The following is a 22,920-nucleotide window of genomic DNA, read 5'->3' as shown; positions in this document are numbered from 1 at the left end:
AGATCGGGCTCCTGTGGGATGACTGAATTCTACAAAATAACCCAAAATTTCCTCAAGTGTGAGAAATTCGCGTCGAGCAGTCCCGAAATGTTATTTATACCGGGCAGGAAGCCACGCAGCAGATCCTGGCGGGCCTGGACTGGATCAGCAGGGAAAAGGGCGCCAAGACCTACTATCTTCTGGGGTCGGATTACATCTGGCCGCGGACGGCGAACAAGATTGCCCGCAAGCATATTGAAAAGCACCTCAAGGATTCAAGTGTTGTTGGTGAAGAGTATTTCCCGCTGGGCGATACGCAGTTCAATTCCGTTATCAACAAGATCAAGCTGAAAAAACCGGATGTTATTTACGCCATTATTGTTGGCGGATCGAATGTTGCATTCTATAAGCAAATGAAAGCTGCTGGCCTGGACCTGAGCAAGCATAATCTCATGACAATCTCCGTTACGGAAGATGAAATCCTGGGTATAGGCGGCGAAAATATTGCGGGTGCCTATGCCTGCATGAAATATTTCCAGAGTCTCGATAATCCCGCCAACAAGAAATTCGTGGCCGCATTCAAGAAAATGTGGGGCGAAAAAAGCGTGATCGGGGATGTCACGCAATCCGCCTATCTTGGCCCGTGGTTGTGGAAACTGGCCGTGGAAAAGGCAGGCAGCTTTGATGTGAGCAAGGTGATCGACGCCTCTCCGGGCGTAGAGTTTGGCGATGCACCCGAAGGCTATGTCCGCATTGCGGATAATCACCATCTGTGGAGCAAGACCCTGATCGGCCGCGCCCGGACAGACGGGCAGTTTGATGTGGTCTATACAACGCCTGATCTTATGAAGCCCGATCCATTCCCCAGTGGCTACCAGTGACCTGCCACAGGGTTGGCGACTGATTTTTTCCAATATCGGGAGTGGCAGATCATGCTCTGGGGATATTCGTTCAGTGATCTGACATCGATCTTTGTCATGCAAAGTTTCGCGGGTCTGATCTTGTTTTCCGTCTTTTTGTTAATGGCGCTTGGGCTGGCCATTGTTTTTGGCCAGATGGGCGTCATTAACATGGCGCATGGCGAGTTCATGATTCTCGGCGCTTATACGACGTATGTCTGCTCACAGGTATTCAGTCGCTGGATACCCACACTGTTCGGTGCATATTTTTTTATTGCTGTCATCCTGGCATTTATTGTTGCAGGTGCCGTTGGAATGCTACTGGAATGGGGGTTGATACGCTTTCTCTATCGTCGCCCGCTAGATACCCTGCTGGCAACGTGGGGTGTCAGCCTGATGCTGCAGCAGCTTTTCCGTTCCGTCTTTGGCGCGCGTGAGGTGGGGGTGCAGCTACCGGACTGGATGATGGGGTCGTTCAACCTGAACGAAACCACCCAGATTCCGGTCAATGGCGTCATTGTGGTTGGCCTGACATTCTTTATCACACTCGGCATCTATGCCCTGCTGCTGAAGTCGCGGTGGGGGTGCCAGGTGCGCGCGGTCATGCAGAACCGGAGCATGGCGGGAGCTGTCGGAATTAATACCGAGTGGATTGATCGCCTTACTTTCGGGCTGGGCTGCGGTGTTGCCGGCGTTGCCGGGGCCGCCTTTACCATGATCGGTTCAACCAGCCCCACGGCCGGACAGCAATATATTGTCGATACCTTTCTGGTCGTGGCATTTGGCGGGACACAAAGTCTTGGCGGCACTATTGCATCGGCTTTCAGTATTTCCCAGGCGCGTTCCATCCTGGAGTTCTTTCTCAGCGGTTCCATGGCGCAGGTTATCGTCCTGTTGACGGTAATCGGCATCCTGATGCTGCGGCCACAAGGGCTATTTTCCATGAAAGTGCGCCGCTAGGCGGAAGGGAGGAAACAGTGTCGCTTTCCATTCAGAAACGTAAAGATATCATTTTCTTTTCCATCCTGGCATGCTTCCTGCTGGTGGTCCTGCCTGGCGGCCTGGAGCCGTTCCGCCTTAATCTTGTTGGCAAATATCTGACATATGCCTTTGTTACGATCGGTCTGGTCGTATGCTGGGGAGATGCTGGCATTCTCAGCCTGGGGCAGGGGATTTTTTTCGGTCTTGGCGGATACTGCATGGCCATGTTCCTGAAACTGCAGGCATCAACCGTAGAAGCCACAAAAAACCAGTCGACGCCCGGCATCCCGGATTTCATGGACTGGAACCAGATCACGGCCCTGCCATGGTTCTGGAAGCCTTTTCACAGTCTGCCCTTTTCCCTGATTGCTGTTATGGCCGTGCCTGCCGCGCTGGCCGCACTGATCGGGTTTGCCATGTTCCGGCGGCAGGTGGGAGGAACCTATTTTGCCATCATAACACAGGCGATTGCCTCGGTTCTGACCATTCTGATTATTGGCCAGCAGGGTTATACCGGTGGGGTCAACGGGATTACGGACCTGCGCACGCTTGATGGATGGGATATCAGGACGGATCACGCCAAGCTCGTGCTTTATTATATTGGTGTGGTGCTTCTTCTTGCCTGCATGCTGTTTGTATGGTTCGTGCGCAGCAGCAAGCTTGGCCGCATCCTGCATGCCATGCGCGACCAGGAAAACCGGGTAAGGTTTTCCGGCTATAATGTTGTGAACTTCAAGATATTTGCCTTTACGCTTTCCGCGGCGATGGCCGGGATTGGTGGGGCATTGTTTACGCTTGAGGTCGGGTTCATGTCTCCCACCTTTGTTGGCATTGTCCCGTCAATCGACATGGTCATTTACTGTGCCGTCGGTGGCCGCAATTCCCTGCTTGGGGCTGTCTATGGCACCCTTCTGGTCAACTGGGCCCGTACCAGCTTTTCGGAAAGCATGCCAGAAATCTGGACATTCGCCATGGGGGCCCTGTTTATCGGGGTTGTCCTGTTTCTGCCCGGGGGGCTGAGCAGCCTGTACCAGAATTATCTGGATCGATACATGACCCGATTGGTGGCGGCGCTGACGGCCCGTTTCAAGCCTGCGCGGGTGTAAGCAGGCATAAGGAGGCGCAAAATGCCGTTAGATGATGGAAGTCTACTGGAAGTCAAAGACCTGAGCGTTTCTTTTGACGGGTTTCAGGTCATAAACGACCTGTCATTCAATGTGGGCAAAGAAGAAATCCGGGTCATCATCGGCCCCAATGGGGCCGGAAAGACAACGGTTCTGGACCTGATCTGTGGGCGGACCAAGGCGACCGGCGGTTCCATTCGTTTTGCTGGAAAAGAACTGACCAGACTCAAGGAATATGACATCGTGCGTGCAGGTGTGGGGCGAAAGTTCCAGACGCCATCCGTTTATGAAGATCTGAACGTATTCGAAAACCTGGAAATTTCCTACCCACATGGCCGCAGTGTTTTTGAAAGCCTGTTGTTTCGTCGCAGTGCCGCCGTGATCGAGCGCATCCATGAAGTAGCGGAAATGATCTTTCTGCAAGACCAGCTGGATCGCAAGGCGTCAGAACTCAGTCACGGACAGAAGCAGTGGCTTGAGATAGGCATGCTGCTTATTCAGGACCCGGCCCTGCTCATGCTTGACGAACCTGTTGCAGGCATGACGGTAAGCGAACGGCGACGTACGGCAGATCTTCTGCAATCCATAACAAAGTCCCGTTCCGTACTGGTTATCGAGCACGATATGGGCTTTGTCGAACAGATTGCCCACAAGGTAACAGTCCTGCATCGGGGGCAGATCCTGTCCGAGGGGTCGATGGAAAGCGTGAAAAACGATCCGAAGGTTGTGGAGGTGTATCTTGGCCACTGAAAGCATAGACAAGATCAGTGCTGTGACCGCATTGCCGGACATTACGCTTGATATCAAGGACCTGCATGTTGCTTATGGGGCCAGTGAAGTGCTCCATGGCGTTGACCTTCAGGTCGGGCGGGGCGAAATCGTAACGCTCATGGGGCGTAACGGCATGGGCAAGACGACACTCATGAAGGCGCTGATTGGCAATATTGCCGCCCGCAGCGGAAATATCATTCTGGATGGAAAAGATATTACGCATCTGCCGTCATGGCAGCGTGTCAAGGCTGGTCTGGCTTATGTGCCACAGGGGCGCATGATATTTTCCGCCATGACAGTAACGGAAAATATTGAAAGTGGATTATTTGTCAGGGGAGGCAGGACCATTCCCCAGAAATTATATGATCTCTTTCCCGTGCTGAAGGAACTGGGGGAGCGCCGGGGCGGTAATCTGTCTGGTGGGCAGCAGCAGCAGCTTGCCATTGCGCGGGCCCTGGCAACCGGGCCGCATGTACTGCTTCTTGATGAACCGACGGAAGGCATACAACCCTCCCTGATTCTGGAACTGGCGCGAACATTAAGAAAGATCAGGGATGAGACGGATCTGAGTATTATCGTGTCTGAACAGGTGCTGAGCTTTGCACTGGATGTGGCCGACAGGATCGTGGTCATCGAAGGGGGCAACATAATCCATCAGTGCAGCCGGGCCGAGGCTGATGGGGAACAGTTGATGCGTTTTCTTTCCGTCTGACAGGCCCGTTTTCTTTCTGTCGCTTTGGGTGCCATCGCGGTGTACCGGACCTGCGCAGGGTGCGCTCAGATCGCGCCATGACCACCATAATACTGGCCCGGGGCACTGCCGTGCAGCGTTAACGGTTGGCGCATGATCGGGAGGGGGAGGGGTCTGGCGCCGCCTTTGTCAGGTACAGGCGGCGCCAACGCGTCCTTTTATGCCATGGCGGCTACGGGAGCCTTTTCATCCATGAAGTCAGCCAGTTCGGCCAGCGTGGCAAAATGATAATCAGGAATGGTGGCTTCTTCTACGGCGATGGTCGCGCCATAGCCTTCCAGTCCCTGCCGGCGTTCGATCCAGCATACGCAATAGCCCATTTCCCGCGCAATGCCGATATCATGGAACTGGCTCTGGGCCACATGCAGGATCTTGTCCTTTACAATACCGTCACGGCTGAGGCGCCCGCGCGTAAAGGCAAAGAATTCCGGGTCCGGCTTTTCACACAGGGCGTCGTCTACCGTAACGGTATCAAAGAAAGGATAGTCCAGCGACTTTTCCAGCCCTGAAAATGCCCAGCGCTGGCAATTTGTCATGGCCACCAGTTTGAAATGCTTCGAAAGCCGCTTCAGGGCCGCCACCGTATCGGGGAAAGGCTTCCAGTTGCGGGCATCCTGCGCAAAGGCCTCGGCAATGGCATCATCGCGCGGCAGGTCGAACTGTTCGGCCAGGATGTGATAGACGGGCACCATGTCATCGGGAAACAGGAGCGTGCCCGCGCGGTCATGCGCCGCGCCATAGGCGGCGAGAAAGGCCTCGCGGTCCATGGCCTGCCCCGCCGGGCCGCAATGGGCGCGGATGAAGTCCACCATGCCGCTTTCAAAATCAATCAGGGTTCCAACCACATCGAATGTCAGTACTTCAGGCCATGATTTCATGTCAGCACTCCTTGCCGCGATTGCTGGAATTCAGCGGCATTTCATTATCTGAAGGTCAGTCCTTCATGAATTATGCCTATCATTACGAACCAGAAATATCATGCTGAAGTCCATGTGGTTTTCAGCGCTTTGCGCCGTTCTGCATCGACCGGGCAGGGCAAAAGCAAAGGCATGACGCCTGCCTGCTCCGGGTCGCCTGCGCTTTCAGCGCCGCATGAGCCACAGGATGCACGAGACAAGGAGGCTTATGAGCAGGCCACTTGTAATGGGCATGTAAAGCGTGAAATTCGGCCGCTGTATCAGAATGTCGCCCGGTAGCCTGCCAAGGGGCAGGCGTGACACAAAAGGCCAGAACAGGCCTGCGGCAACAAGAAGCACGCCGGCGGCAATCAGAATGCGGGGCATGGGGTATGATCCAGTCCAGTCATGGTCGGGCTCGTCCGTGCCTTGTCATGTACACGGCCTCCTCCCATGGAAATGGATATCATGCCGCCGGGATCAAGCCCTGCTGGCGTGCGGCATGGCCTGCCCGGGGCGGCGTGCATAAGCGGCATGTGCGATGCCCCATATTCTGCCGTTTCCTCCGCCGGTACGACATGGAATATCGTTTTTATATCGAAATATAATCGAATGGCGCATAACGGATGTGCCATCGTATAGTTAATCAAACGCTTGTGCTTCAACTGGCTTCATGAGGGAATTGAACGCAACAGGATCATCAATTCACTGTATATCATAGTATGTGTCGCAAAATGTACACGGGTTCAAGGTAAGGTTACTTTGTGTTTCCGGGTTGTGCCGGGGGCATGATGCATTTTCGCAATGATGGAGCGCATGATGAAACTAAAAGACTTCAAGGTTCTGACCTTCGACTGTTACGGCACCCTGATCGATTGGGAGACAGGCATCATCAACGCCCTTGCTCCCCTGACATCGCGGCTGAAGACACCCCTCAGCCGCGATGCCATCCTGCAGGCCCATGCCAAATATGAGTCCCGCCAGCAGAAATGGACCCCCGGCCGTCCGTACCCGGCCATTCTGGCAAGTGTCTATCGTCGCCTTGCAGAGGAGTGGGGCGTGCCGCACACCATTTCCGAAGCGCAGGATTACGGCCAGTCCGTGCCGAACTGGCCTGCTTTTCCCGATAGCACCGAAGCGCTTCAGTACCTCAAGCAGCATTTCAAGCTGGTGATCCTGTCCAATGTCGATGCCCGTTCCTTCAGCGGCAGCAATGCCCGGCTGAATGTCGTTTTTGATGGAATCTACACCGCCGAGGATATCGGGTCGTACAAGCCGTCCATGCGCAACTTCGAATACATGCTCGAATACCTTGCCGACCTCGGGCTGGGGCCGTCAGACGTGCTGCACACGGCGGAAAGCCTGTTTCACGACCATCAGCCCGCCAACAGGGCGGGGCTGGCATCGTGCTGGATCTACCGCCGCCACGCGCAGGACGGGTTCGGGGCGACGATGGACCCTGGCGCGATGCCGAAAGTCGATTTCCGCTTCAACTCCATGGCGGAACTGGCCGAGGCGCACAAGAAAGAAATGGCCGAAGGCTGAGGCCCGTTTCCCTGTCATCATTTCCTGATATCCCTGGTGTTGAGGTCATGTATGAAGAGCAGCGATAAACAACTGGGCATGGGTGCCGCGATTTCACGGCGTGATCTCATTCATGGCCTTGCCGCAACCGCGCTCGGCGCTGGCATGATCCGGGCTGGTGCCAGCCACGCCGCCCCCCCCGGCCGGGTGCAGACAGACCTGAGCAATTATGCGGGACCGATTGCGGATGCCGCGACCTATCCCCCCGTGCGCGAGGGCATGCGTGGCGCCCATCCCGGTGCGTTCGAGGCAGCACATGGCCGCCGTGATGGCGCAGCCTATCCTGCGCCGGTCCACACTGGCGAAACCTATGACCTTGTTGTGGTGGGGGGCGGGCTGAGCGGCCTCGCGGCGGCCTGTTTCTACCGCCGGCGCTTCGGGCCGGAGGCGCGGGTGCTGGTGCTGGACAATCACGATGATTTCGGGGGGCATGCCAAGCGCAACGAATTTGTCAGTGATGGCCGCACGCTCATGACCACCGGGGGCTCGGCCTATTTCGTGGCCCCGGACCAGTGGACGGAGCAGGCAAGGGGATTCGTCAAAAGCCTTGGGGCCGATTTTACAGTCAAGCGCGAGAAAACCAATCCTTTCGCCGCGTTGGGCATGCGGCCTGCAACCTTCCTGCCGCGCGCGAGCGGGGGCGACGGGCGGCTTTACCCGCATGTCCATTTTACCGCGCCAACGCCCGAGTTCCTCAAAACGGCCAACCTGCCGCCGCGGGTGCGCCAGGACCTTGCCGCTGTCTATCACGGCACGGTCGATTACATGGCGGGCATGACCACGGCGCAGAAGATCGCCCGCCTGCAATCGATAACATACAAGCAGTACCTGCTGGATTACGTGAAGGTGGCGCCCGAGAGCCTGCCGTGGCTGCCGGGTGTGTGGTGCCTGAGCAAGACTGCGGCCAGCGCCTGGTTCGCCTATTTCCGTTATGCGCCGGGCTTTTCCACCCTGGGGGTGGCGCGCGCGCCCTATTCGCCCGAGGCCCCGGAGGACGAGGCAGCCGATTTTCATATGCCTGCGGGCAATTCGGATCTGGCGCGGCTCATGGTGCGCGAGCTGGTGCCGCAATCCCTGCCGCAGGGTACGTGGCAGTCGCTTGAAACGGTACGGCTGCGCTATGACACGCTTGACCGCCCGAATGCTCCGGCCCGCATCCGGCTGAACAGTATTGTTGTGCGCGTCCAGCATATTGGCGATGCCCCGGTCGGCCTGTTCGAGCCTGACACGCGCGAGGTCGCCGTGGATTACATGCGCAATGGCAAGTGCAGCCGCGTGATGGCGAAGAACGTCATCCTGGCGGGCAATAACAACATGATCCCCTATCTGTGCCCCGAAATGCCCGAGGAACAGAAAGCCGCCCAGCACAAGGCCGTGCGTGCCGCCAACCAGATGACCACCGTCCTGATCCGTAACTGGGAGGCCTTCCGCAAGGCTGGGACGAACCATATTGATACACCGGCCAGTTTTTTTGGCAGCTTTGCCCTTGATGTGCCGTGGGCACCCAATGACGGGCCGCCGGACATGGATCCCGCCAAGGGCGCCATCGTGATCTTCATGACCGGAACCAATTCCGGCATCCTGAACAATGATACCATGACGCGCGCCATCATGGGCACCGACATGCCTGACAACCTGACCATGCAGCAGCAGTTCCGGATGGTGCGGATGGGGCTGCTCCAGACCCCCTTCGCGGTGTTTGAACGCGCCGTGCGCACCCAGATGAACGATGCACTGGGCCCCTATGGTTTTGATGTCGCGCGCGACATTGTGGGCATTACCGTCAACCGGTGGCCGCATGGTTTTGCCATGGCGCAGAATTCACTCTTTGACCCGCCCAGTCCGACGGGTGAGCAGCCCTGCGAGATCGCCCGCCGCCAGTTTGGCCGGATTTCCATCGCCAATAGCGATGCCTCGGGGCAGGACCTGTGCAATACCGCCATCGACCAGGCCTGGCGCGCGGTAGAAGAAATGGTGCCCCATAATTACGGTTACTATAACAGGATATAATCATATTCACGATTGGTGGCTATGTTGTTGTCCCCTGTCGTGGCATGGAGCGTAAATGGACATGTACAGCAGATATTTCCCTACCCGGTTCCGGTCGCGCTGGCTTGGAACTGCGCTGGGCCTGTTGGTTGTGGCCGCAATGTCAGGAACGCCCGCGGCCCGGGCGGCGGAGGAGGCATGGCATGGCACCGATGCGCGCGAGCAGGTCTCTGCCGCCCTGCTCGGGCCGTGGAAAGCGGATATTGCCGCCTCGCATTACACCGACCCGGCACCACGCAAGGCGCTGCGCTTCTTTTCCTATACGGAAGGGGGCAAGGTCCTTGTCTCCTTCATGACGCTGAATGCCAAGGGGCAGTTCAGCTCCGGGCACTGGGCGGCTCAGGTCGATGGCACGCCCGGCATCGAATATCACAGCCAGGGCGGCGCGATCCCGTTCAATGTCGTGTATTTTACAAAAGTCGATGATGACAATTACCATCTTGTCGTCAAACGGAATGGCAAGGTGGAAATCACGGCGGATTACAGTCTCTCCAAGGATGGCAGGACACTGTCCTATCGTTATGGGGACACGGTGGTTGTCTATCACCGCTGGGACATGATGGAATAAGGCCTGATGCAACCGGCGCGCCATGATCCCACGGCGCCGGGCAGACAACTGCGCCACCTGCCCCGTTACATGATGGAGAATGACATCTTATGGAAAAAATCAGCTGGAATGATTTTGAAAAGGTTCTGATCGTCGCGGGCACGATTGTCCGTGTCGAGGATTTCCCCGAAGCTCGCAAGCCTGCCTACAAGATATGGGCTGATTTCGGCCCCTATGGCGAACTGAAAACCAGCGCGCAGTTTACCAAACTGTATGACCGCGACACGCTGGTGGGGCGGCAGGTGATCGGGATCATCAATTTCCCCGAAAAGCAGATCGGTCCTTTCCGTTCGCAGTTCCTGCTATCGGGTTTTGAAACGCCGGAGGGCATCGTGCTGGCATCGATCGAGCGCAGCGTGCCCAATGGCACCCGGCTGAGCTGAAGCCTGCCGCACTAAATGTTTCTATAAAGAAACAATAATAAACGATATAAACCAAATATATGCCAGTACTATAAATGGCTGGGAACGATATGGGCTGGTCATGGCGGATGGGAAAGCATCCATCCGTCATGACCGGCATTCTTCCAACCTTGCAGGGAACGGTACACGGCATGGGCAATACGGCTAATCATACCCTGTCCACGCTCAGGCAGCGTCATGTCATCATGATTGCGCTTGGGGGGGCTATTGGCGCGGGTCTGTTTGTGGGCAGCAGCGCGGCCATTGCCGCAGCCGGGCCAGCCGTGCTGGTGGCGTTCGTGGCGGTGGGGCTGCTGGTCATGCTGGTCATGCGCATGCTGGGCGAGATGGTAACGGCCCGCCCCGGCCGGGGCTCCTTCGTGGCCTATATCCGCGAGGCCCATGGCAATGGGGCGGCGTTTACCGCAGGCTGGCTGTACTGGTTTTTCTGGCTGGTCGTGCTGGGCAGCGAGGCGATTGCCGGTGCCATCTTGCTGCATGAAAGCATCAACCTGCCTGTCTGGCTGCTGGCAACGGGCCTGATTGTCACACTCATGGTCATCAATCTGGTGGCGGTGCGCATATTTGGCGAATGTGAATTCTGGCTGTCCATGGTCAAGGTGGTCAGCATCGTGCTGTTCGTGCTGCTGGGTAGCCTGTATCTCGGGCACCTGTTCGGGCCGCCCGTATCGGTGGTGCATAACCTGCTTGGGCATGGCGGTTTCATGCCGCATGGTGGCATTGCGGTGCTTTCTATTGTTCCCACCGTCCTTTTTACCATGATCGGCTCTGAAATCGCGACGGTGGCGGCGGGGGAAACGGCCGAACCGGCCCGCAATGTCGCGCATGTAACCCGGAGCCTGGGCACGCGGCTGACATTATTCTACAGCCTCTCGATCGGCCTGATCCTGATGATCGTGCCGTGGAGCGATATCGTGCCGGGGCATTCGCCCTTTGTCATGGCCATGCAGGCCATGCACATTCCGGGGGCTGCCGCAGGCATGAGGATCGTGGTGCTGACGGCGGTGATCTCGTGCATGAATTCCAGCCTGTACATCACATCGCGCATTCTGGCGGAACTGGCGCGCCATGGTGATGCCCCGGCGGCGCTACAGCATCATGGCCGACATCATACGCCCGTCAATGCCATCGTGGCCAATTCCGTGGCCGGAGGTATTGTGGCCTTCGCCTCCATCGTTGCACCCGATACGGTCTTTTCGTTCCTGCTCAGTTGCAGCGGGGCGGTCATCCTTGTGGTGTATTCCCTGATCATGACGGCATATATCGTTCTGCGCCGCAGGGCAGGCGTGGCGGAACGGAAAGCGTGTTTCCTTATGCCCCTGTTTCCAGCCGTCAATATTGCCTGCCTGGGCGGGGTGGTGATTATCTTCATCGCCATGTTCAGCAATCCCGCGCAGCGGGAAACGGCTGTGGCCAGCCTCGGCACATGCCTGCTGTTTGTCGCGATTTACATGGTGCGGCGGCGCGGACGTCGTGCCTGATTGGCGTGGTCGGGGCTGCGCCATAAATATCGGCTCATCATAAAAAAGCTTCACCAAAAACTTCCTTATGATTTCTGGATGTTTGCTGGGCCAACTTTTCAAACAGTCTCTTATCGAGCCAGCATAATAAAAAGGCCGGGATATGCCATATCCCGGCCTTTTCAACAGCTATGGAGTCTTGCTCAGCCCTTAAGCGCAGCGCGCACATCCGCATCGTCGCGCACGGCATCGAGCACGTCGGTCAGGCGGTCGCACAGCAGGTCGACTTCTTCAATGGTGCAGCACAGCGGCGGGGCAAGGCCGATAATGTCATCACCAAAGGCACGGAACAGCACGCCCTTTTCATAGCCGATTTTCGACAGCTTGCTGGAAATCTTGAGCTTTGCATCCGGCTTGCGCTTGGTCATCTTGTCGGTAACCAGTTCAATCCCGGCCAGCATGCCGCTTACGCGCACATCGCCCACCAGCGCGTGGTTGCCCAGCGCATGCAGGCGGTGGGCCAGGTGTTCACCTGCCTTCACGCCATTGGCCAGCAGGCCCTGCTCATACAGATCCAGCACGGCCAGGCCGATGGCGGCGCTGACGGGGTGCGCGCTGTAGGTCATGCCGTGGCCAACCGCAACGCCGGGAGGGGTGTTGTCGCGGATGGTGGTGTAAATGTCTTCAGACATGAACACGGCACCCATCGGGGCATAGCCCGATGTCAGGCCCTTGGCGACCGTCATCATGTCGGGCACCACGTTTTCGCGTTCGCAGGCGAACAGGGGGCCGGTGCGGCCAAAACCCGTAATGACCTCATCGGCCACGAACAGGATGCCCAGTTCACGGCATGTCTCGCGCATGGCCTTCATCCAGCCTGCGGGCGGCACGATCACGCCGCCCGAACCCTGCACGGGTTCGCAGAAGAAGGCCGCAACCTTGTCAGCACCCAGTTCGGCCACCTTGGCCTTGAGCGAGGCCACGGAGGCGGCGATGATGGCGGCATCGCTATTGTCGCCGGGGTGACGATAGGCATAGGGGCTGGGAATATGGTGCTGCCACGACAGGGGCACATCGGCATCACGATGGAAGGCCGCCAGTGCCGTCAGCCCCGCGCCCGTATAGGTGGAGCCGTGATAGCCGCGCGCCAGGCCAATGACATGACGGCGCTCGGGCGTGCCGCGGGCATGCTGGTAGAAACGGATGAAGCGCAGCGCGCTGTCCACTGCATCCGACCCGCCCTGCGAAAAGAAGATGCGGTTCAGGTTGCCCGGCGCGCGCCCGGCCAGCCGGCCCGCAAGGGTAATGGCGGGTTCGCTGGCAAAGCCGAAATAGCCCGTAGCATAGGGCAGGCGGGCCATCTGCTCGGTCGCGGCCTCGACCACGCTCTTGCAGCCATAGCCGACATTGACGCACCACAGGCCGGAAAAGCCATCAAGCAGTTCCTTGCCGTGAATGTCCTTGAGCCAGGCGCCATGGCCTGAGTGCAGGATACGGGGACCGGCCTCTTCCTGATCTCGCCAGGAGGAAACGGGATGGATCAGGTGATCCCGGTCGATGGAAATCAGTTTTTCTGGGGTCATGTCGCGCTTAGCCAAATGTTATGGAGTTTTAACAGACCTGTTGATTGTGTCACACACCAACAGAAGATGTTACGGGAAATGCCGCCACCCGGGGCAGATTATGCCGTTTCCATCATGTGTGCAGCCCATCGTCCTGATGGCATGGCGTGGAATTTACGTATCATTACTGTCCAGTAGGCTTTCAATCGCCACGGCGGATTTGATGATCGGGGATTTAATGACAATATAGCTGAAATACTTCTCAATGCCGATATTGCGATCAAGCATTGTTTCAACAATTTCCTGATAATGATCCACGCTTTTGGTCATGAACTTCAGCAGGTAATCATACCCGCCACTGACCAGATGGCATTCCACGACTGAGGAGATCTTCTGGATATAGGTCTCGAAGCGCGAAAAATCATCCCGCCGGTGGTCCGATAGCGTCACTTCGGTAAAGACCGTGAGCAGGCTGCTGATTTTCTGTAAATTGATCTGTGCGCCATAACTGACGATATATCCCGCTTTTTCCAGGCGCTTGACCCTGATCAGGCATGGGCTGGCCGACAGGCCCACCCGGCGTGCGAGTTCCACGTTGGTCAGTCGTCCGTTGCGCTGCAGTTGCGCAAGGATACGCAGGTCAATCCGGTCCAGTTTTGGCTGGGATATCATGTTGGCCGATTACCTTTGTCCATATAAAAACCGCTGTTGTGGCATCGATGCGCAGTGCAGCACGAAGGTGGCATGTCCGCACGGATAAGAAAAGAAGATCGCATGCCTCCGGCTTCATGTCATGCATTCCGCGCGGTAGGAGGGAGGCGCGTGAAGGCGCCCCCCAACGGCACGGATGCGCGCAGCACCCGCCGGGGCCGGGTTACTGGAACCGTTTTATATGGAAGGGTTCCAGCGGAATGTCGGTGCGCCCGGTTGCAATCAGTTCCGCCATGGTCATGCCCACGCCGGGGCCAAGCTGGAAGCCGTGACCGCAGAAACCGAAGGCGAAGAACAGGCCGGGCACCTTGCTGCTCGGCCCCATGATGGGCAGGTTGTCGCCCACATATCCTTCCACGCCCGACCAGGTGCGGATCACGCGCAGCCGCGCTATCTGCGGCACCAGCCGGGCGAGGTAGGGCATCTGGCGCATGGTGTTGAGCGGGTCGATCGGCGAGCGCTTGGCCACGAGGTCGGCCACGCTGCGCCGGCCGCCGCCATACACGATGTTGCCGCGCTTGACCTGCCGCAGATAGACGCCTTCTTCCAGCACGCTTGAGGCACTGCCGATGACCGGCCCGATGCGGTAGGGCAGCGGTTCGGTCACCCCCATCTGCGGGCCGTTGGCGGCAAAGGGAATATCCTCGCCGAAGGAGGCGGCCATGGCCCGGCCCCATGCCCCGCTCGAAATCTGGAGGAGGGGAGCCTGGAAGGACTGCCCGTTCCGGGTCTCGACGATGAAGTCCTCGGATGTTTTCGTAATGGCGCACACTTCGGTGTTTTCGATCACCCGCGCGCCAGCACGCCGTGCCGCGCGCCCGAAGGCCGGGGCGGCCAGGCGCGGATTGGCATGCCCATCGAGCGGGGAATAGGAAACCGTGCGGATATCGGGGCCGACCATGGGGAACTTCGCGCGCGCCTGATCCCCGGTCATGATGGTCAGGTCAAGGCCGTAGGGCTTGCAGTCAACCGCGTATTTTTCCAGCCGGGCGCCATCCTTTTCACTGGTGGTGACCAGGATGTGCCCGCTCATGACAAACTCGGCGTCTTCCCCGATCAGGCGGGGCAGGTTGAGCCAGATGTCGCGCGAGCGGTTGGCCAGCGGCAGTTGGCCCAGGTAGCGGCTCTGCCGCCGCACATTGCCAAAATTGACGCCACTCGCGGCCTGCCCCACCAGGTCACGTTCCAGCAGGATGACCGACAGCCCCTGCCTGCGCAGGAAAAAGGCCGTGGCAGCCCCCATGAAGCCACCGCCGACAATAATCACATCGGCCTGCATGCGGTTGGTCGGATAGGTGGTCATGATTTTACCGTGCAGTTGAGGGGGAGGGGCTTGACGGGTGCTGCGGTGCGCAGGCGGCCGACTTCACGCACGGGCACATTGCGCGCCGCAGCCAGGATCTCGGCTGCGGCAAGGCCGCACATGCGCCCCTGGCACCGCCCCATGCCCGGACGGGTGAGGGCCTTGGCGCGGTTCATCTCGGGGGCATCGAGCTCGCCCGCCGCCCGCCGGATCTCGCCCGCCGTTATGTTTTCGCACCGGCAGACCACCGTCTCGTCGGGCAGGGCGCCGGCCAGATGCGCAGGCCAGGGGAAGGCTTCGGCCAGGCCCCGGCCAAAGTGGTTCATGATGGCCAGCGTCTCGTGCAGTTGCGTGAACTCGGTGTCTTCAACGCTATGGCCGCCATCGCGCAGCACGGCGCAGGCCGCAAGCTGGCCGGCAGCCTCGGCCGCGTCGGCCCCGCGCAGCAGCACGCCATCGCCCGCCAGGTACACATCGGGCCGGCTGGTGCGGCCATTGCGGTCAACATGCGGGCGCCACTGGGTAAAGCAGGGGTCGAATATGAATTCGCATTTCAGCAGGTCCGCCAGCTGCGTTTCCGAGCGCAGGCCGTAGCCCATGCCCACCGCATCGCACGAAACCTGGCGCAGCCTGCCCCGGCTGTCGCACCATGTCACGCCGGATACCTGGTTGTTGCTGGCTTCAATGGCACGTGGCGTGATTCCTGCATGCAGCCGCACGCCTGCACGCGCGAGGTCGGCCATGTAGCGCACGCCATTGGCCACGACCCGTGCCCGGCTGGCCATGCGCAGCAGGCCCTTCATGCGCGTGGAAAGCGCGCTGGTATCAAGCACGGCGGCTGGTCTGGCCCCGGCCTGCAGGTATTGCCAGGCCACGAGATAGAGCAGCGGGCCGGTGCCCATGAAAACCGGCTTCTGCCCGATGGCGCAGGCCTGTGCCTTCAGCGCGATCTGGGCAGCGCCAAGGCTGTAGGCCCCCGGCGTGGTCCAGCCCGGCACCGGCATGATCCGGTCGGTCGCCCCCGATGCGATAATGACCCGGCTGAACGGCACGATGGTCACGTCTTGCCCGCACACGGTCATGAGCCCTTCATCCGAAACGCCCCATACGGTCGTGCCGGGGCGGTAGTCGATACGGGGGCGCAGCAGGTCGAAATCCGTGTGCAGGGCGGTCGCCTTCGCCGCCTCGGTGCCGTACAGCTTTTCGGGCGTGCGATGGAAATTCTCCGGCTGGCGGCGATAGATCTGCCCGCCTTGGCGGTCATTTTCATCAATGACGACCGGGCGCAGGCCTGCCTGCACCAGCCGTTGCGCCGCACGCGTGCCAGCAGGCCCCGCGCCGATGACGATTACAGGTTCGTCAGCCATGGGACCTCCGTTGTGGTAATGCGCATGCCGGGCTGGGCCGGGGTCGAACACGCGCGGAGCTGCGTGCCATCTTCGGTCCAGACCCAGCAGTCCTGGCATGCTCCCATCAGGCAGAACCCGGCCCGTGGTGCGTTGTCGAATTCATTGTGGCGCAACTGTCTGGTCCGTGTCAGCAGGGCGACCAGCAAGGTATCGCCTTCCAGAGCCTCGATTTCATGGCCATCCACGAACAGGCGTATGGTTTTTCGGTCTTTTTCGGCTACACGTCGGAATAAGGCCGGCATGGGTTCTCTCTTGGGTTGGGTCTGCTGGCAGGGCATAATGATATGAGGATGCGACCTGAATTCACATATCCAAAACAGTCATGCACCGGGAATGAAATTTGTTTAAAAAAATCAGGGGCAGGAAAGCACGAATGACCGTTTTTGTGGCGAGTACGAAACATAATGTCCACTCCGCGCGGTAAAATGACAAGTACGACCTGCGTGTCATGCCCGCCACGATGATGGAGGCTGCCGCCCGGCGCTGGCTGGGCCGGCATTACGAATAAAACGCATATTGGTTCAGGAAACATTTCATGTCGTCCTCACTGTCTTTCGATCCGGTTCTTGCCGATATTCCCGCTGGCCATTTCATCGGCGGCCAGTTGCTCGCGGGTGGGGAGCGGATTGCAGTGCACGCGCCCTCGAGCGGGGCGGTGGTGGGGCACATCCCTGCGGGAAGTGCTGACACCGTCGATCAGGCCGTGCGCCGGGCAGCACATGCGCAGGCGACAAGCGGCTGGGCCACCTGCGCCCCGCGTGAGCGCGCGCGGGTGATCCGGCAGTGGGCGCGGCTGGTTGAGGACAATGCCGAGCGGCTGGCCCGCCTGGAATCCTTCTGCTCCACCCGCCCCATTGCCGAGACCACGGCATGGGATGTGCCGTTTACGGCGGAAGGCATGCGTTTCTTTGCGGAATATGCTGACAAGCTGGGCGGCGATGTGGCGGCTACCGAGTCGAACCTGCTGGGCATGACGATTGCCGAGCCCTATGGCGTGATCGGCGCCATCGCGCCATGGAACTTCCCGCTGGTCATGGGGAGCTGGAAAGTGCTGCCCGCCCTGGTGGCGGGCAATGGCGTGGTGCTCAAGCCATCGGAAATGACGCCGTTCTCCGCCGTGCTGCTGGCCCAGCTTGGCGAGCAGGCGGGCCTGCCCGCGGGGCTGTTCAACGTGGTGCAGGGGGCAGGCGGCGTGGTGGGGGCTGCGCTGTCGCGGCACCCGCTGGTGGGCAAGCTGACCTTTACCGGTTCTACCCGCACGGGCATCGCGGTCATGCAGGCGGCGGCTGAAAGCGGGCCCAAGCCGGTTACGCTGGAACTGGGCGGCAAGAGCCCGCAGGTGGTCTATCAGGATATCAGCTGCATCGACACGGTGGCCGCCCGCATTTTCCGCGCCTTTACCGGCAATGCCGGGCAGGTGTGCGTGACCGGTTCGCGCCTGATCGTGCATGAAAAGGTCGCAGCCCCCCTCATCGAGCGCATCGCCACGCTGGCGGGGCAGGTGCGCCCCGGACCCACATGGGATGGGGCGGCGGCCTATGCCCCGATCATTTCCACGCCCCAGGCGCAGCGGATAGAAGGCATTCTCAGCCGCGCCTGTGCCGCGGGCGCGCAGCAGGCCGTGCCCATGCGCCGGTTGCTGCCGGAGAGTGGCGGCGTCTTCCTCTCGCCTGCGGTGCTGACCAACGTGACCATGCAGAACGTGGCCGTGCGCGAGGAAATCTTCGGCCCGGTCCTGACCGTGCAGACCTTCCGGGAGGAAGAGGAGGCCATGACACTGGCCGAGCACCCTGAATACGGGCTGGCCGCTGGTGTGCATACCGCTGACCTCGGTCGCGCCATGCGCGCGGTCAGGCGGCTGAAGGCGGGCACGGTGTGGGTCAACCGCTACGGGCGGTCGGCTGATTTCGTCATTCCCACCGGCGGCTTTGGCGGGTCGGGCATTGGCAAGGACCTTGGGCGCCAGGCGGTGGAAGCCAACCTGCGGCACAAGAGCGTGCTGATGTCGTTTGAAGGATAAGGCGCCATGAACCGGGCCGCATGCCTTACTGAACTGACCGCCCTGCGGCATGACCTGCACGCCCACCCCGAACTGCGCTTCGAGGAAGTCCGCACGGCCGATCTGGTCTGTGAATACCTGACGGAACTCGGTTATGCGCCTGTCCGTGGCCTTGCCACGACGGGGGTCGTCGCAACCCTGCATGGCAACAGGCCCGGCCCATCGATCATACTGCGCGCGGATATGGATGCGCTGCCGGTGCATGAGCGCAGCACGCATGGCCATGTCTCGCGCCATGCGGGCCGGATGCATGCCTGCGGGCATGACGGGCACACGGTCATGCTGCTTGGCGCTGCCGCACGGCTGGCGGAACGGCCGCCGGAGCATGGGGTGATTCATTTCGTCTTCCAGCCCGGGGAGGAAGGGGGCGCGGGGGCGCGCGTGATGATCGAGGAAGGGCTGTTCACGCGCTTTCCGGCCGAAGCGTGTTTCGGGCTGCATAACTGGCCCGGCCTGCCCGCGGGGCAGCTCGCGGTGCGCAACGGGCCGATCATGGCGGGGGGGTGGCGGTTCCGTATCCGCATCAGGGGGCGGGGGGCGCATGCGGCGCAGCCCCACCTTTCAGCTGATCCGGTTCTGGCGGGTGCGGCGCTGGTGCAGGCCATGCAGCAGCTTGTGGCGCGGCGCACGAACCCGCTGGTTCCGGCCGTGGTTTCGGTCTGTACATTCCATGCAGGCAGCACGGACAATATCATTCCCGACCAGGCGGAACTCGCTGGCACGATCCGGGCGCTGGACCGTGACACGCTCGAGCGCCTGCGTGAAGAACTGGTGGACCTCGCCGCGGGCATGGCGCAGGCGGGCGGGGTTGAAATGACGGTGGACTATCACAGCCCGTATCCCGTCACCGTCAATGCGGCAGCACCCACGCGCATTGTAGGCGAGGTGATGCGTGAAATGGATGCGGATACGGCCTGGCCACCCGCCGATACCGATGTGCCGCCCAGCCTGGCCTCGGAAGATTTCGGCTTCATGCTCGAGCAGCGTCCGGGCACCTATGCCATGATCGGCAATGGCCCGTCGGCTGCCCTGCATGCGCCGGATTATGATTTCAATGACAGCGTGATTGGTCGCGGCGTGACCTACTGGGAGCGCCTGGCCCGTTATTATCTTGCGCAACAGACGCGGAGAGATGAAGTATCATGAAGACATACAAGATCGCGGTCCTGCCCGGTGATGGCATTGGCAAGGAAGTCATGCCGCCTGCGCTGAAGGTGCTCGATACCATCGGCAAGATCTGCGATATCGGTTTCCAGTATTCCGAATATGACTGGAGTTGCGAAACCTATCTCGCGACCGGCAGCATGATGCCAGCCGATGGCATGGACCGCCTGTCGCAGCATGATGCCATCCTGCTGGGTGCGGTTGGTTATCCGACCGTGCCGGATCATATCTCGCTGTGGGGGATGCTGATTCCCATCCGGCGTGATTTTGACCAGTACGTCAACCTGCGCCCCGTCCGCCTGCTGCCCGGCATCCGCTGCCCGCTGGCTGACCGCAAGCCCGGAGACATTGATTTCTGGATCGTGCGCGAAAATACCGAGGGCGAATATTCACGCATCGGCGGCCGTTTTGCCGAGGGTACGGACGCGGAAGGCGTGGTGCAGACTGCCGTGTTCACCCGGCACGGCACGGACCGCATCATCCGGTATGCCTTTGAACTGGCCAAGAAGCTGGATCGCCCGCATGTTTCATCGGCCACGAAGTCCAACGGTCTGTTCCATTCCATGCCGTTTTGGGATGAGCGGTTCGAGAAAATGGCCGCGCAGTATCCCGGCACCCGCATAGACAGCCACCATATCGATATCCTGACAGCACGTTTTGTCCTGTCGCCTGAATATTTTGATGTCGTGGTTGGCAGCAACCTGTTTGGCGATATCCTGTCCGATCTCGGGCCGGGGGTAACGGGCACGATCGCGGTGGCGCCGTCCGCCAATATCAATCCCGAGCGGCGTTATCCCTCCATGTTCGAACCCGTGCATGGGTCCGCCCCCGACATTGCCGGGCGCAACATCGCCAATCCCATTGGCCAGATCTGGGCGGCTTCCATGATGCTCGATCACCTTGGCGAGCCGGAAGCCGGGCGCATGGTGCTCAAGGCCATCGAGACGGTCCTGGCCAACCCCGCAGCTCCGCGCACGCCTGATATTGGCGGCAAGGCCAGCACGGCACAGTTCGGGGATGCCATTGCCGCGGTCCTGCACGATATGCGCTGACAGGCGCCTGGGGCAGCATGCTGTCGATCGTTGCCCATGATGGGTAGGCGAACGTGCGGACATGCTGATCCGCACTGGGTGGAGCAGATGAACCAGGTCGCACTGGTTCATCTGCTTTTTTTATGGGGCGGCAAGTAACGGCATGAATTGTTACAATCTTTCATCGATCATGCAGCCGCCTGCGGCATGGCAGGTTATGCGGTTGCGGGCGGGGAAATATGGGCAGGGTCATTCCATTGCCGGTTGTTTGAGATAATATGTTGATATAAATGAAATTTCGCAATAAGCGCGCCTTAAATCCGTTAGGGCGGCAAGGCTGCGCATACGGCCTGCATGCCCCTGTTGCGGGTGGCCTGTGGCATATTCTGCTTTATGAATCGTTTCATGCGGCTGTGGTGGCACGATCTGCGTTCCGCATGATGGCGCGGGGCGTTCCGCCTGGCGTGGATCAGATGGGTGTTCTGGCATAACTCGCTGTAGAGCATGAAGAATTCGCATATTTTCTCTGCCCGGAGGCAGGAAAGCAGACCCTGCTCGTGTTGGTTTCCAATTCGATATATTATGCTGAAAATCATATATAAACGGGTATTCCCGCATGGTGTTTTCATGATTTATTGATGAGCACTACGGAATGAGGTGTTATCCTGTCATGTCCCTTTTTAAGCCCAAATTCATCACCTTCGACTGCTATGGCACGCTGATCCATTTCGAAATGGGTGAGACGGCCCGCAAGCTTTATGCCGACGTCATCGCGCCCGAGCACATGGACCAGTTCGTGGCCGACTTTGCCGGTTACCGCCTTGATGAAGTGCTTGGCGCGTGGAAGCCGTACCGTTACGTCGTGCTGGGCGCGATCGAGCGCACCTGCAAGCGCTGGAACATTCCGTTCGATGTGGCCGTGGCCAACAAGTTTTACGATGCCGTGCCGACATGGGGGCCGTGGCCCGATGTGACCGAGCCGCTGCGCCGCGTGGCGAAGGAATTCCCGCTCGTCATCCTGTCCAATGCCATGAATTCGCAGATCCATTCCAACGTCGCGAATATCGGCGCGCCTTTCCACAAGGTGCTCACGGCAGAAGACGCGCAGGCCTACAAGCCGCGCATGCGTGCGTTTGAATACATGTTCGACCAACTCGGCTGCGGGCCGGAAGACATCCTGCATGTCTCGTCTTCCCTGCGTTACGACCTCATGCCCGCGCGTGACCTTGGCATTCGCAACAAGGTGTTCGTGGCCCGTGGGCATGAACCCTCCACGCCGGAATACGGTTATACCGAAATCAGGGATATCGGGGGCCTTCCAGGCGTTCTGGGCCTGTAAACCGGCAGGCGCGCGTCACGGACGTCCGGGATCACCACACCGCAGGAAAGCACGATCATGACACTTGCCAGCAACTGGTTGGACACGCCGAACGCCCGCGTGCCGGGTGTCATGTGGTGGCGGGCGGTCCTGTCTGCGGGCGTGCGTTCCTGATGCGGGGCGGTCGTGCTCCCTATGGTACGACAGGCGTGCTGGGCCGGCGTCAGGCGTTGCGCCTGGCGGGTGCCGGGCTGGTTGCGGCAACCCTGCCCGCGCGCGCGGTTCGGGCCGCAGGCGGTCAGGATCCACAGCCGCGCCGGGGCGGGCACCTGAATTTCGCAGGTCTTGCCGCCTCAACGGCAGATACGCTGGACCCGGCGCGTTTTGCCCTGGCAACCGATTATATCCGTGGTCACATGTTCTATGATGGCCTGGTCATGCTCGATGCGGAAATGATGCCGCATCCGGCTCTTGCCGAACGCATCGAGAGTGATGACCTGCAGACATGGCACATCACCCTGCGCCGTGGCGTGACCTTTCATGATGGCGCGGCGCTGACGGCGGCGGATGTGGTTTATTCGCTGGCACGGCACAAGGACCCGGCCGTGGGCTCCCAGCAGCGTGTCATTGCGCAGGAAATGGCGGACATACAAGCCGTTGGCCCGCTGGATGTCCGCGTGACGCTGCGTGGACCGAATGCCGATTTCCCGTCCATGCTCGGCATTGTCAGTTTCAGTATCGTGCGCGATGGCGTCACGGATTTCTTCTGTGGTTGCCGTCCGTTATGCAAGAGTTTTCTGACCCATATTGACGTGTGATCGTGTGCGGTCTTCTGTAAGG

At 59.7% G+C, this 22,920-nt stretch carries 21 protein-coding genes and 1 pseudogene; 15 read left to right on the top strand and 7 right to left on the bottom strand.

What is annotated here, in order from left to right:
• Positions 1-71 precede the first annotated feature (71 nt).
• The 5 genes and pseudogenes from DV027_RS14960 to urtE form a co-directional block, all read left to right on the top strand.
• A pseudogene (locus DV027_RS14960) lies at positions 72-860 on the top strand (transporter substrate-binding protein); the annotation flags it as partial.
• Between the two features lie 51 nt (positions 861-911).
• On the top strand, positions 912-1,838 hold the full coding sequence (gene urtB, locus DV027_RS14955) for an urea ABC transporter permease subunit UrtB (RefSeq protein ID WP_130732772.1): 927 nt from the start codon (positions 912-914) through the stop codon (positions 1,836-1,838).
• 17 nt (positions 1,839-1,855) lie between these two features.
• Positions 1,856-2,965: an urea ABC transporter permease subunit UrtC gene (urtC, locus tag DV027_RS14950; protein WP_130732771.1), complete on the top strand. Its 1,110-nt coding sequence runs from the start codon at positions 1,856-1,858 to the stop codon at positions 2,963-2,965.
• Between the two features lie 21 nt (positions 2,966-2,986).
• Positions 2,987-3,733, top strand: a complete 747-nt coding sequence (gene urtD / locus DV027_RS14945; protein WP_130732770.1) for an urea ABC transporter ATP-binding protein UrtD — start codon at positions 2,987-2,989, stop codon at positions 3,731-3,733.
• A gap of 22 nt (positions 3,734-3,755) precedes the next feature.
• Positions 3,756-4,466: an urea ABC transporter ATP-binding subunit UrtE gene (urtE, locus tag DV027_RS14940; protein WP_242621951.1), complete on the top strand. Its 711-nt coding sequence runs from the start codon at positions 3,756-3,758 to the stop codon at positions 4,464-4,466.
• A gap of 197 nt (positions 4,467-4,663) precedes the next feature.
• On the opposite strand, the gene DV027_RS14935 is transcribed toward urtE, so the two are convergent.
• Together DV027_RS14935 and DV027_RS14930 are read right to left on the bottom strand one after the other, a co-directional pair.
• Positions 4,664-5,383, bottom strand: a complete 720-nt coding sequence (locus tag DV027_RS14935; protein WP_130732768.1) for an HAD-IA family hydrolase — start codon at positions 5,381-5,383, stop codon at positions 4,664-4,666.
• A gap of 204 nt (positions 5,384-5,587) precedes the next feature.
• On the bottom strand, positions 5,588-5,788 hold the full coding sequence (locus DV027_RS14930; protein WP_130732767.1) for a DUF2905 domain-containing protein: 201 nt from the start codon (positions 5,786-5,788) through the stop codon (positions 5,588-5,590).
• 429 nt (positions 5,789-6,217) lie between these two features.
• Here DV027_RS14930 and DV027_RS14925 point away from each other — a divergent pair, with 429 nt between their 5' ends.
• From DV027_RS14925 to DV027_RS14905, 5 genes are all read left to right on the top strand, one after another.
• Positions 6,218-6,946: a haloacid dehalogenase type II gene (locus tag DV027_RS14925; RefSeq protein WP_242621950.1), complete on the top strand. Its 729-nt coding sequence runs from the start codon at positions 6,218-6,220 to the stop codon at positions 6,944-6,946.
• A 51-nt stretch (positions 6,947-6,997) separates the two neighbouring features.
• The gene (locus DV027_RS14920) at positions 6,998-8,995 is read left to right on the top strand and encodes an NAD(P)/FAD-dependent oxidoreductase (RefSeq protein WP_130732766.1); all 1,998 of its coding nucleotides are present in this window, start codon (positions 6,998-7,000) and stop codon (positions 8,993-8,995) included.
• A gap of 139 nt (positions 8,996-9,134) precedes the next feature.
• Positions 9,135-9,602, top strand: coding sequence for a hypothetical protein (locus tag DV027_RS14915; RefSeq protein ID WP_130732765.1), 468 nt, complete (start codon positions 9,135-9,137; stop codon positions 9,600-9,602).
• An 89-nt stretch (positions 9,603-9,691) separates the two neighbouring features.
• A complete protein-coding gene (locus tag DV027_RS14910; protein WP_130732764.1) occupies positions 9,692-10,024 on the top strand; it encodes a tRNA-binding protein in 333 nt (110 codons plus the stop codon).
• Positions 10,025-10,194: 170 nt separating this feature from the next.
• Positions 10,195-11,544, top strand: coding sequence for an amino acid permease (locus DV027_RS14905; RefSeq protein WP_130732763.1), 1,350 nt, complete (start codon positions 10,195-10,197; stop codon positions 11,542-11,544).
• Between the two features lie 182 nt (positions 11,545-11,726).
• Here DV027_RS14905 and DV027_RS14900 read toward each other — a convergent pair whose 3' ends face one another.
• The 5 genes from DV027_RS14900 to DV027_RS14880 all read right to left on the bottom strand — a co-directional run bounded on the left by DV027_RS14900 (position 11,727) and on the right by DV027_RS14880 (position 16,750).
• Complete coding sequence (locus DV027_RS14900) at positions 11,727-13,106, bottom strand: aminotransferase class III-fold pyridoxal phosphate-dependent enzyme (protein WP_130732762.1); 1,380 nt, start codon at positions 13,104-13,106, stop codon at positions 11,727-11,729.
• A 153-nt stretch (positions 13,107-13,259) separates the two neighbouring features.
• Positions 13,260-13,757: an Lrp/AsnC family transcriptional regulator gene (locus DV027_RS14895; RefSeq protein WP_078524773.1), complete on the bottom strand. Its 498-nt coding sequence runs from the start codon at positions 13,755-13,757 to the stop codon at positions 13,260-13,262.
• Positions 13,758-13,959: 202 nt separating this feature from the next.
• Positions 13,960-15,099 carry an NAD(P)/FAD-dependent oxidoreductase gene (locus tag DV027_RS14890; RefSeq protein WP_130732761.1) on the bottom strand — a complete coding sequence of 380 codons (1,140 nt, stop codon included), beginning with the start codon at positions 15,097-15,099 and terminating at the stop codon, positions 13,960-13,962.
• The gene (locus DV027_RS14885; RefSeq protein ID WP_130732760.1) at positions 15,096-16,466 is read right to left on the bottom strand and encodes an FAD/NAD(P)-dependent oxidoreductase; all 1,371 of its coding nucleotides are present in this window, start codon (positions 16,464-16,466) and stop codon (positions 15,096-15,098) included. Before DV027_RS14885 ends, DV027_RS14890 begins: the two co-directional genes overlap by 4 nt.
• Positions 16,448-16,750 (bottom strand): (2Fe-2S)-binding protein, encoded by a 303-nt coding sequence (locus DV027_RS14880; RefSeq protein ID WP_130732759.1) that lies wholly within the window; start codon positions 16,748-16,750, stop codon positions 16,448-16,450. The genes DV027_RS14885 and DV027_RS14880 overlap by 19 nt, the downstream gene beginning before the upstream one ends.
• Positions 16,751-17,043: 293 nt before the next feature.
• Here DV027_RS14880 and DV027_RS14875 point away from each other — a divergent pair, with 293 nt between their 5' ends.
• The 5 genes from DV027_RS14875 to DV027_RS14855 all read left to right on the top strand — a co-directional run bounded on the left by DV027_RS14875 (position 17,044) and on the right by DV027_RS14855 (position 22,898).
• Positions 17,044-18,528, top strand: coding sequence for an aldehyde dehydrogenase family protein (locus DV027_RS14875; RefSeq protein WP_130732758.1), 1,485 nt, complete (start codon positions 17,044-17,046; stop codon positions 18,526-18,528).
• A gap of 6 nt (positions 18,529-18,534) precedes the next feature.
• A complete protein-coding gene (locus DV027_RS14870) occupies positions 18,535-19,713 on the top strand; it encodes an amidohydrolase (protein ID WP_130732757.1) in 1,179 nt (392 codons plus the stop codon).
• Positions 19,710-20,783 carry a tartrate dehydrogenase gene (locus DV027_RS14865; RefSeq protein ID WP_130732756.1) on the top strand — a complete coding sequence of 358 codons (1,074 nt, stop codon included), beginning with the start codon at positions 19,710-19,712 and terminating at the stop codon, positions 20,781-20,783. The genes DV027_RS14870 and DV027_RS14865 overlap by 4 nt, the downstream gene beginning before the upstream one ends.
• A 649-nt stretch (positions 20,784-21,432) precedes the next feature.
• Positions 21,433-22,101: a haloacid dehalogenase type II gene (locus DV027_RS14860; RefSeq protein ID WP_110567001.1), complete on the top strand. Its 669-nt coding sequence runs from the start codon at positions 21,433-21,435 to the stop codon at positions 22,099-22,101.
• Positions 22,102-22,253: 152 nt separating this feature from the next.
• Positions 22,254-22,898 (top strand): ABC transporter substrate-binding protein, encoded by a 645-nt coding sequence (locus DV027_RS14855; RefSeq protein ID WP_130732755.1) that lies wholly within the window; start codon positions 22,254-22,256, stop codon positions 22,896-22,898.
• Positions 22,899-22,920 lie beyond the last annotated feature (22 nt).

Origin of the sequence: Komagataeibacter xylinus (assembly GCF_004302915.1) — a bacterium.
GTDB lineage: Bacteria > Pseudomonadota > Alphaproteobacteria > Acetobacterales > Acetobacteraceae > Komagataeibacter > Komagataeibacter xylinus_C.
The sequence above is the reverse complement of the archived record's forward strand: the minus strand, read 5'-3'. Positions and strand labels throughout refer to the sequence as shown.

What these genes read in the sequence shown, in the direction of transcription:
- urtB (WP_130732772.1), top strand. Translation starts at nt 912, where the DNA reads ATGCTCTGGGGATATTCGTTCAGTGATCTGACATCGATCTTTGTCATG.
- urtD (WP_130732770.1), top strand. Translation starts at nt 2,987, where the DNA reads ATGCCGTTAGATGATGGAAGTCTACTGGAAGTCAAAGACCTGAGCGTT.
- DV027_RS14935 (WP_130732768.1), bottom strand. Translation starts at nt 5,383, where the DNA reads ATGAAATCATGGCCTGAAGTACTGACATTCGATGTGGTTGGAACCCTG.
- DV027_RS14930 (WP_130732767.1), bottom strand. Translation starts at nt 5,788, where the DNA reads ATGCCCCGCATTCTGATTGCCGCCGGCGTGCTTCTTGTTGCCGCAGGC.
- DV027_RS14925 (WP_242621950.1), top strand. Translation starts at nt 6,218, where the DNA reads ATGATGAAACTAAAAGACTTCAAGGTTCTGACCTTCGACTGTTACGGC.
- DV027_RS14920 (WP_130732766.1), top strand. Translation starts at nt 6,998, where the DNA reads ATGAAGAGCAGCGATAAACAACTGGGCATGGGTGCCGCGATTTCACGG.
- DV027_RS14915 (WP_130732765.1), top strand. Translation starts at nt 9,135, where the DNA reads ATGTCAGGAACGCCCGCGGCCCGGGCGGCGGAGGAGGCATGGCATGGC.
- DV027_RS14910 (WP_130732764.1), top strand. Translation starts at nt 9,692, where the DNA reads ATGGAAAAAATCAGCTGGAATGATTTTGAAAAGGTTCTGATCGTCGCG.
- DV027_RS14905 (WP_130732763.1), top strand. Translation starts at nt 10,195, where the DNA reads ATGGGCAATACGGCTAATCATACCCTGTCCACGCTCAGGCAGCGTCAT.
- DV027_RS14900 (WP_130732762.1), bottom strand. Translation starts at nt 13,106, where the DNA reads ATGACCCCAGAAAAACTGATTTCCATCGACCGGGATCACCTGATCCAT.
- DV027_RS14895 (WP_078524773.1), bottom strand. Translation starts at nt 13,757, where the DNA reads ATGATATCCCAGCCAAAACTGGACCGGATTGACCTGCGTATCCTTGCG.
- DV027_RS14890 (WP_130732761.1), bottom strand. Translation starts at nt 15,099, where the DNA reads ATGACCACCTATCCGACCAACCGCATGCAGGCCGATGTGATTATTGTC.
- DV027_RS14885 (WP_130732760.1), bottom strand. Translation starts at nt 16,466, where the DNA reads ATGGCTGACGAACCTGTAATCGTCATCGGCGCGGGGCCTGCTGGCACG.
- DV027_RS14880 (WP_130732759.1), bottom strand. Translation starts at nt 16,750, where the DNA reads ATGCCGGCCTTATTCCGACGTGTAGCCGAAAAAGACCGAAAAACCATA.
- DV027_RS14875 (WP_130732758.1), top strand. Translation starts at nt 17,044, where the DNA reads ATGTCGTCCTCACTGTCTTTCGATCCGGTTCTTGCCGATATTCCCGCT.
- DV027_RS14870 (WP_130732757.1), top strand. Translation starts at nt 18,535, where the DNA reads ATGAACCGGGCCGCATGCCTTACTGAACTGACCGCCCTGCGGCATGAC.
- DV027_RS14865 (WP_130732756.1), top strand. Translation starts at nt 19,710, where the DNA reads ATGAAGACATACAAGATCGCGGTCCTGCCCGGTGATGGCATTGGCAAG.
- DV027_RS14860 (WP_110567001.1), top strand. Translation starts at nt 21,433, where the DNA reads ATGTCCCTTTTTAAGCCCAAATTCATCACCTTCGACTGCTATGGCACG.
- DV027_RS14855 (WP_130732755.1), top strand. Translation starts at nt 22,254, where the DNA reads ATGCGGGGCGGTCGTGCTCCCTATGGTACGACAGGCGTGCTGGGCCGG.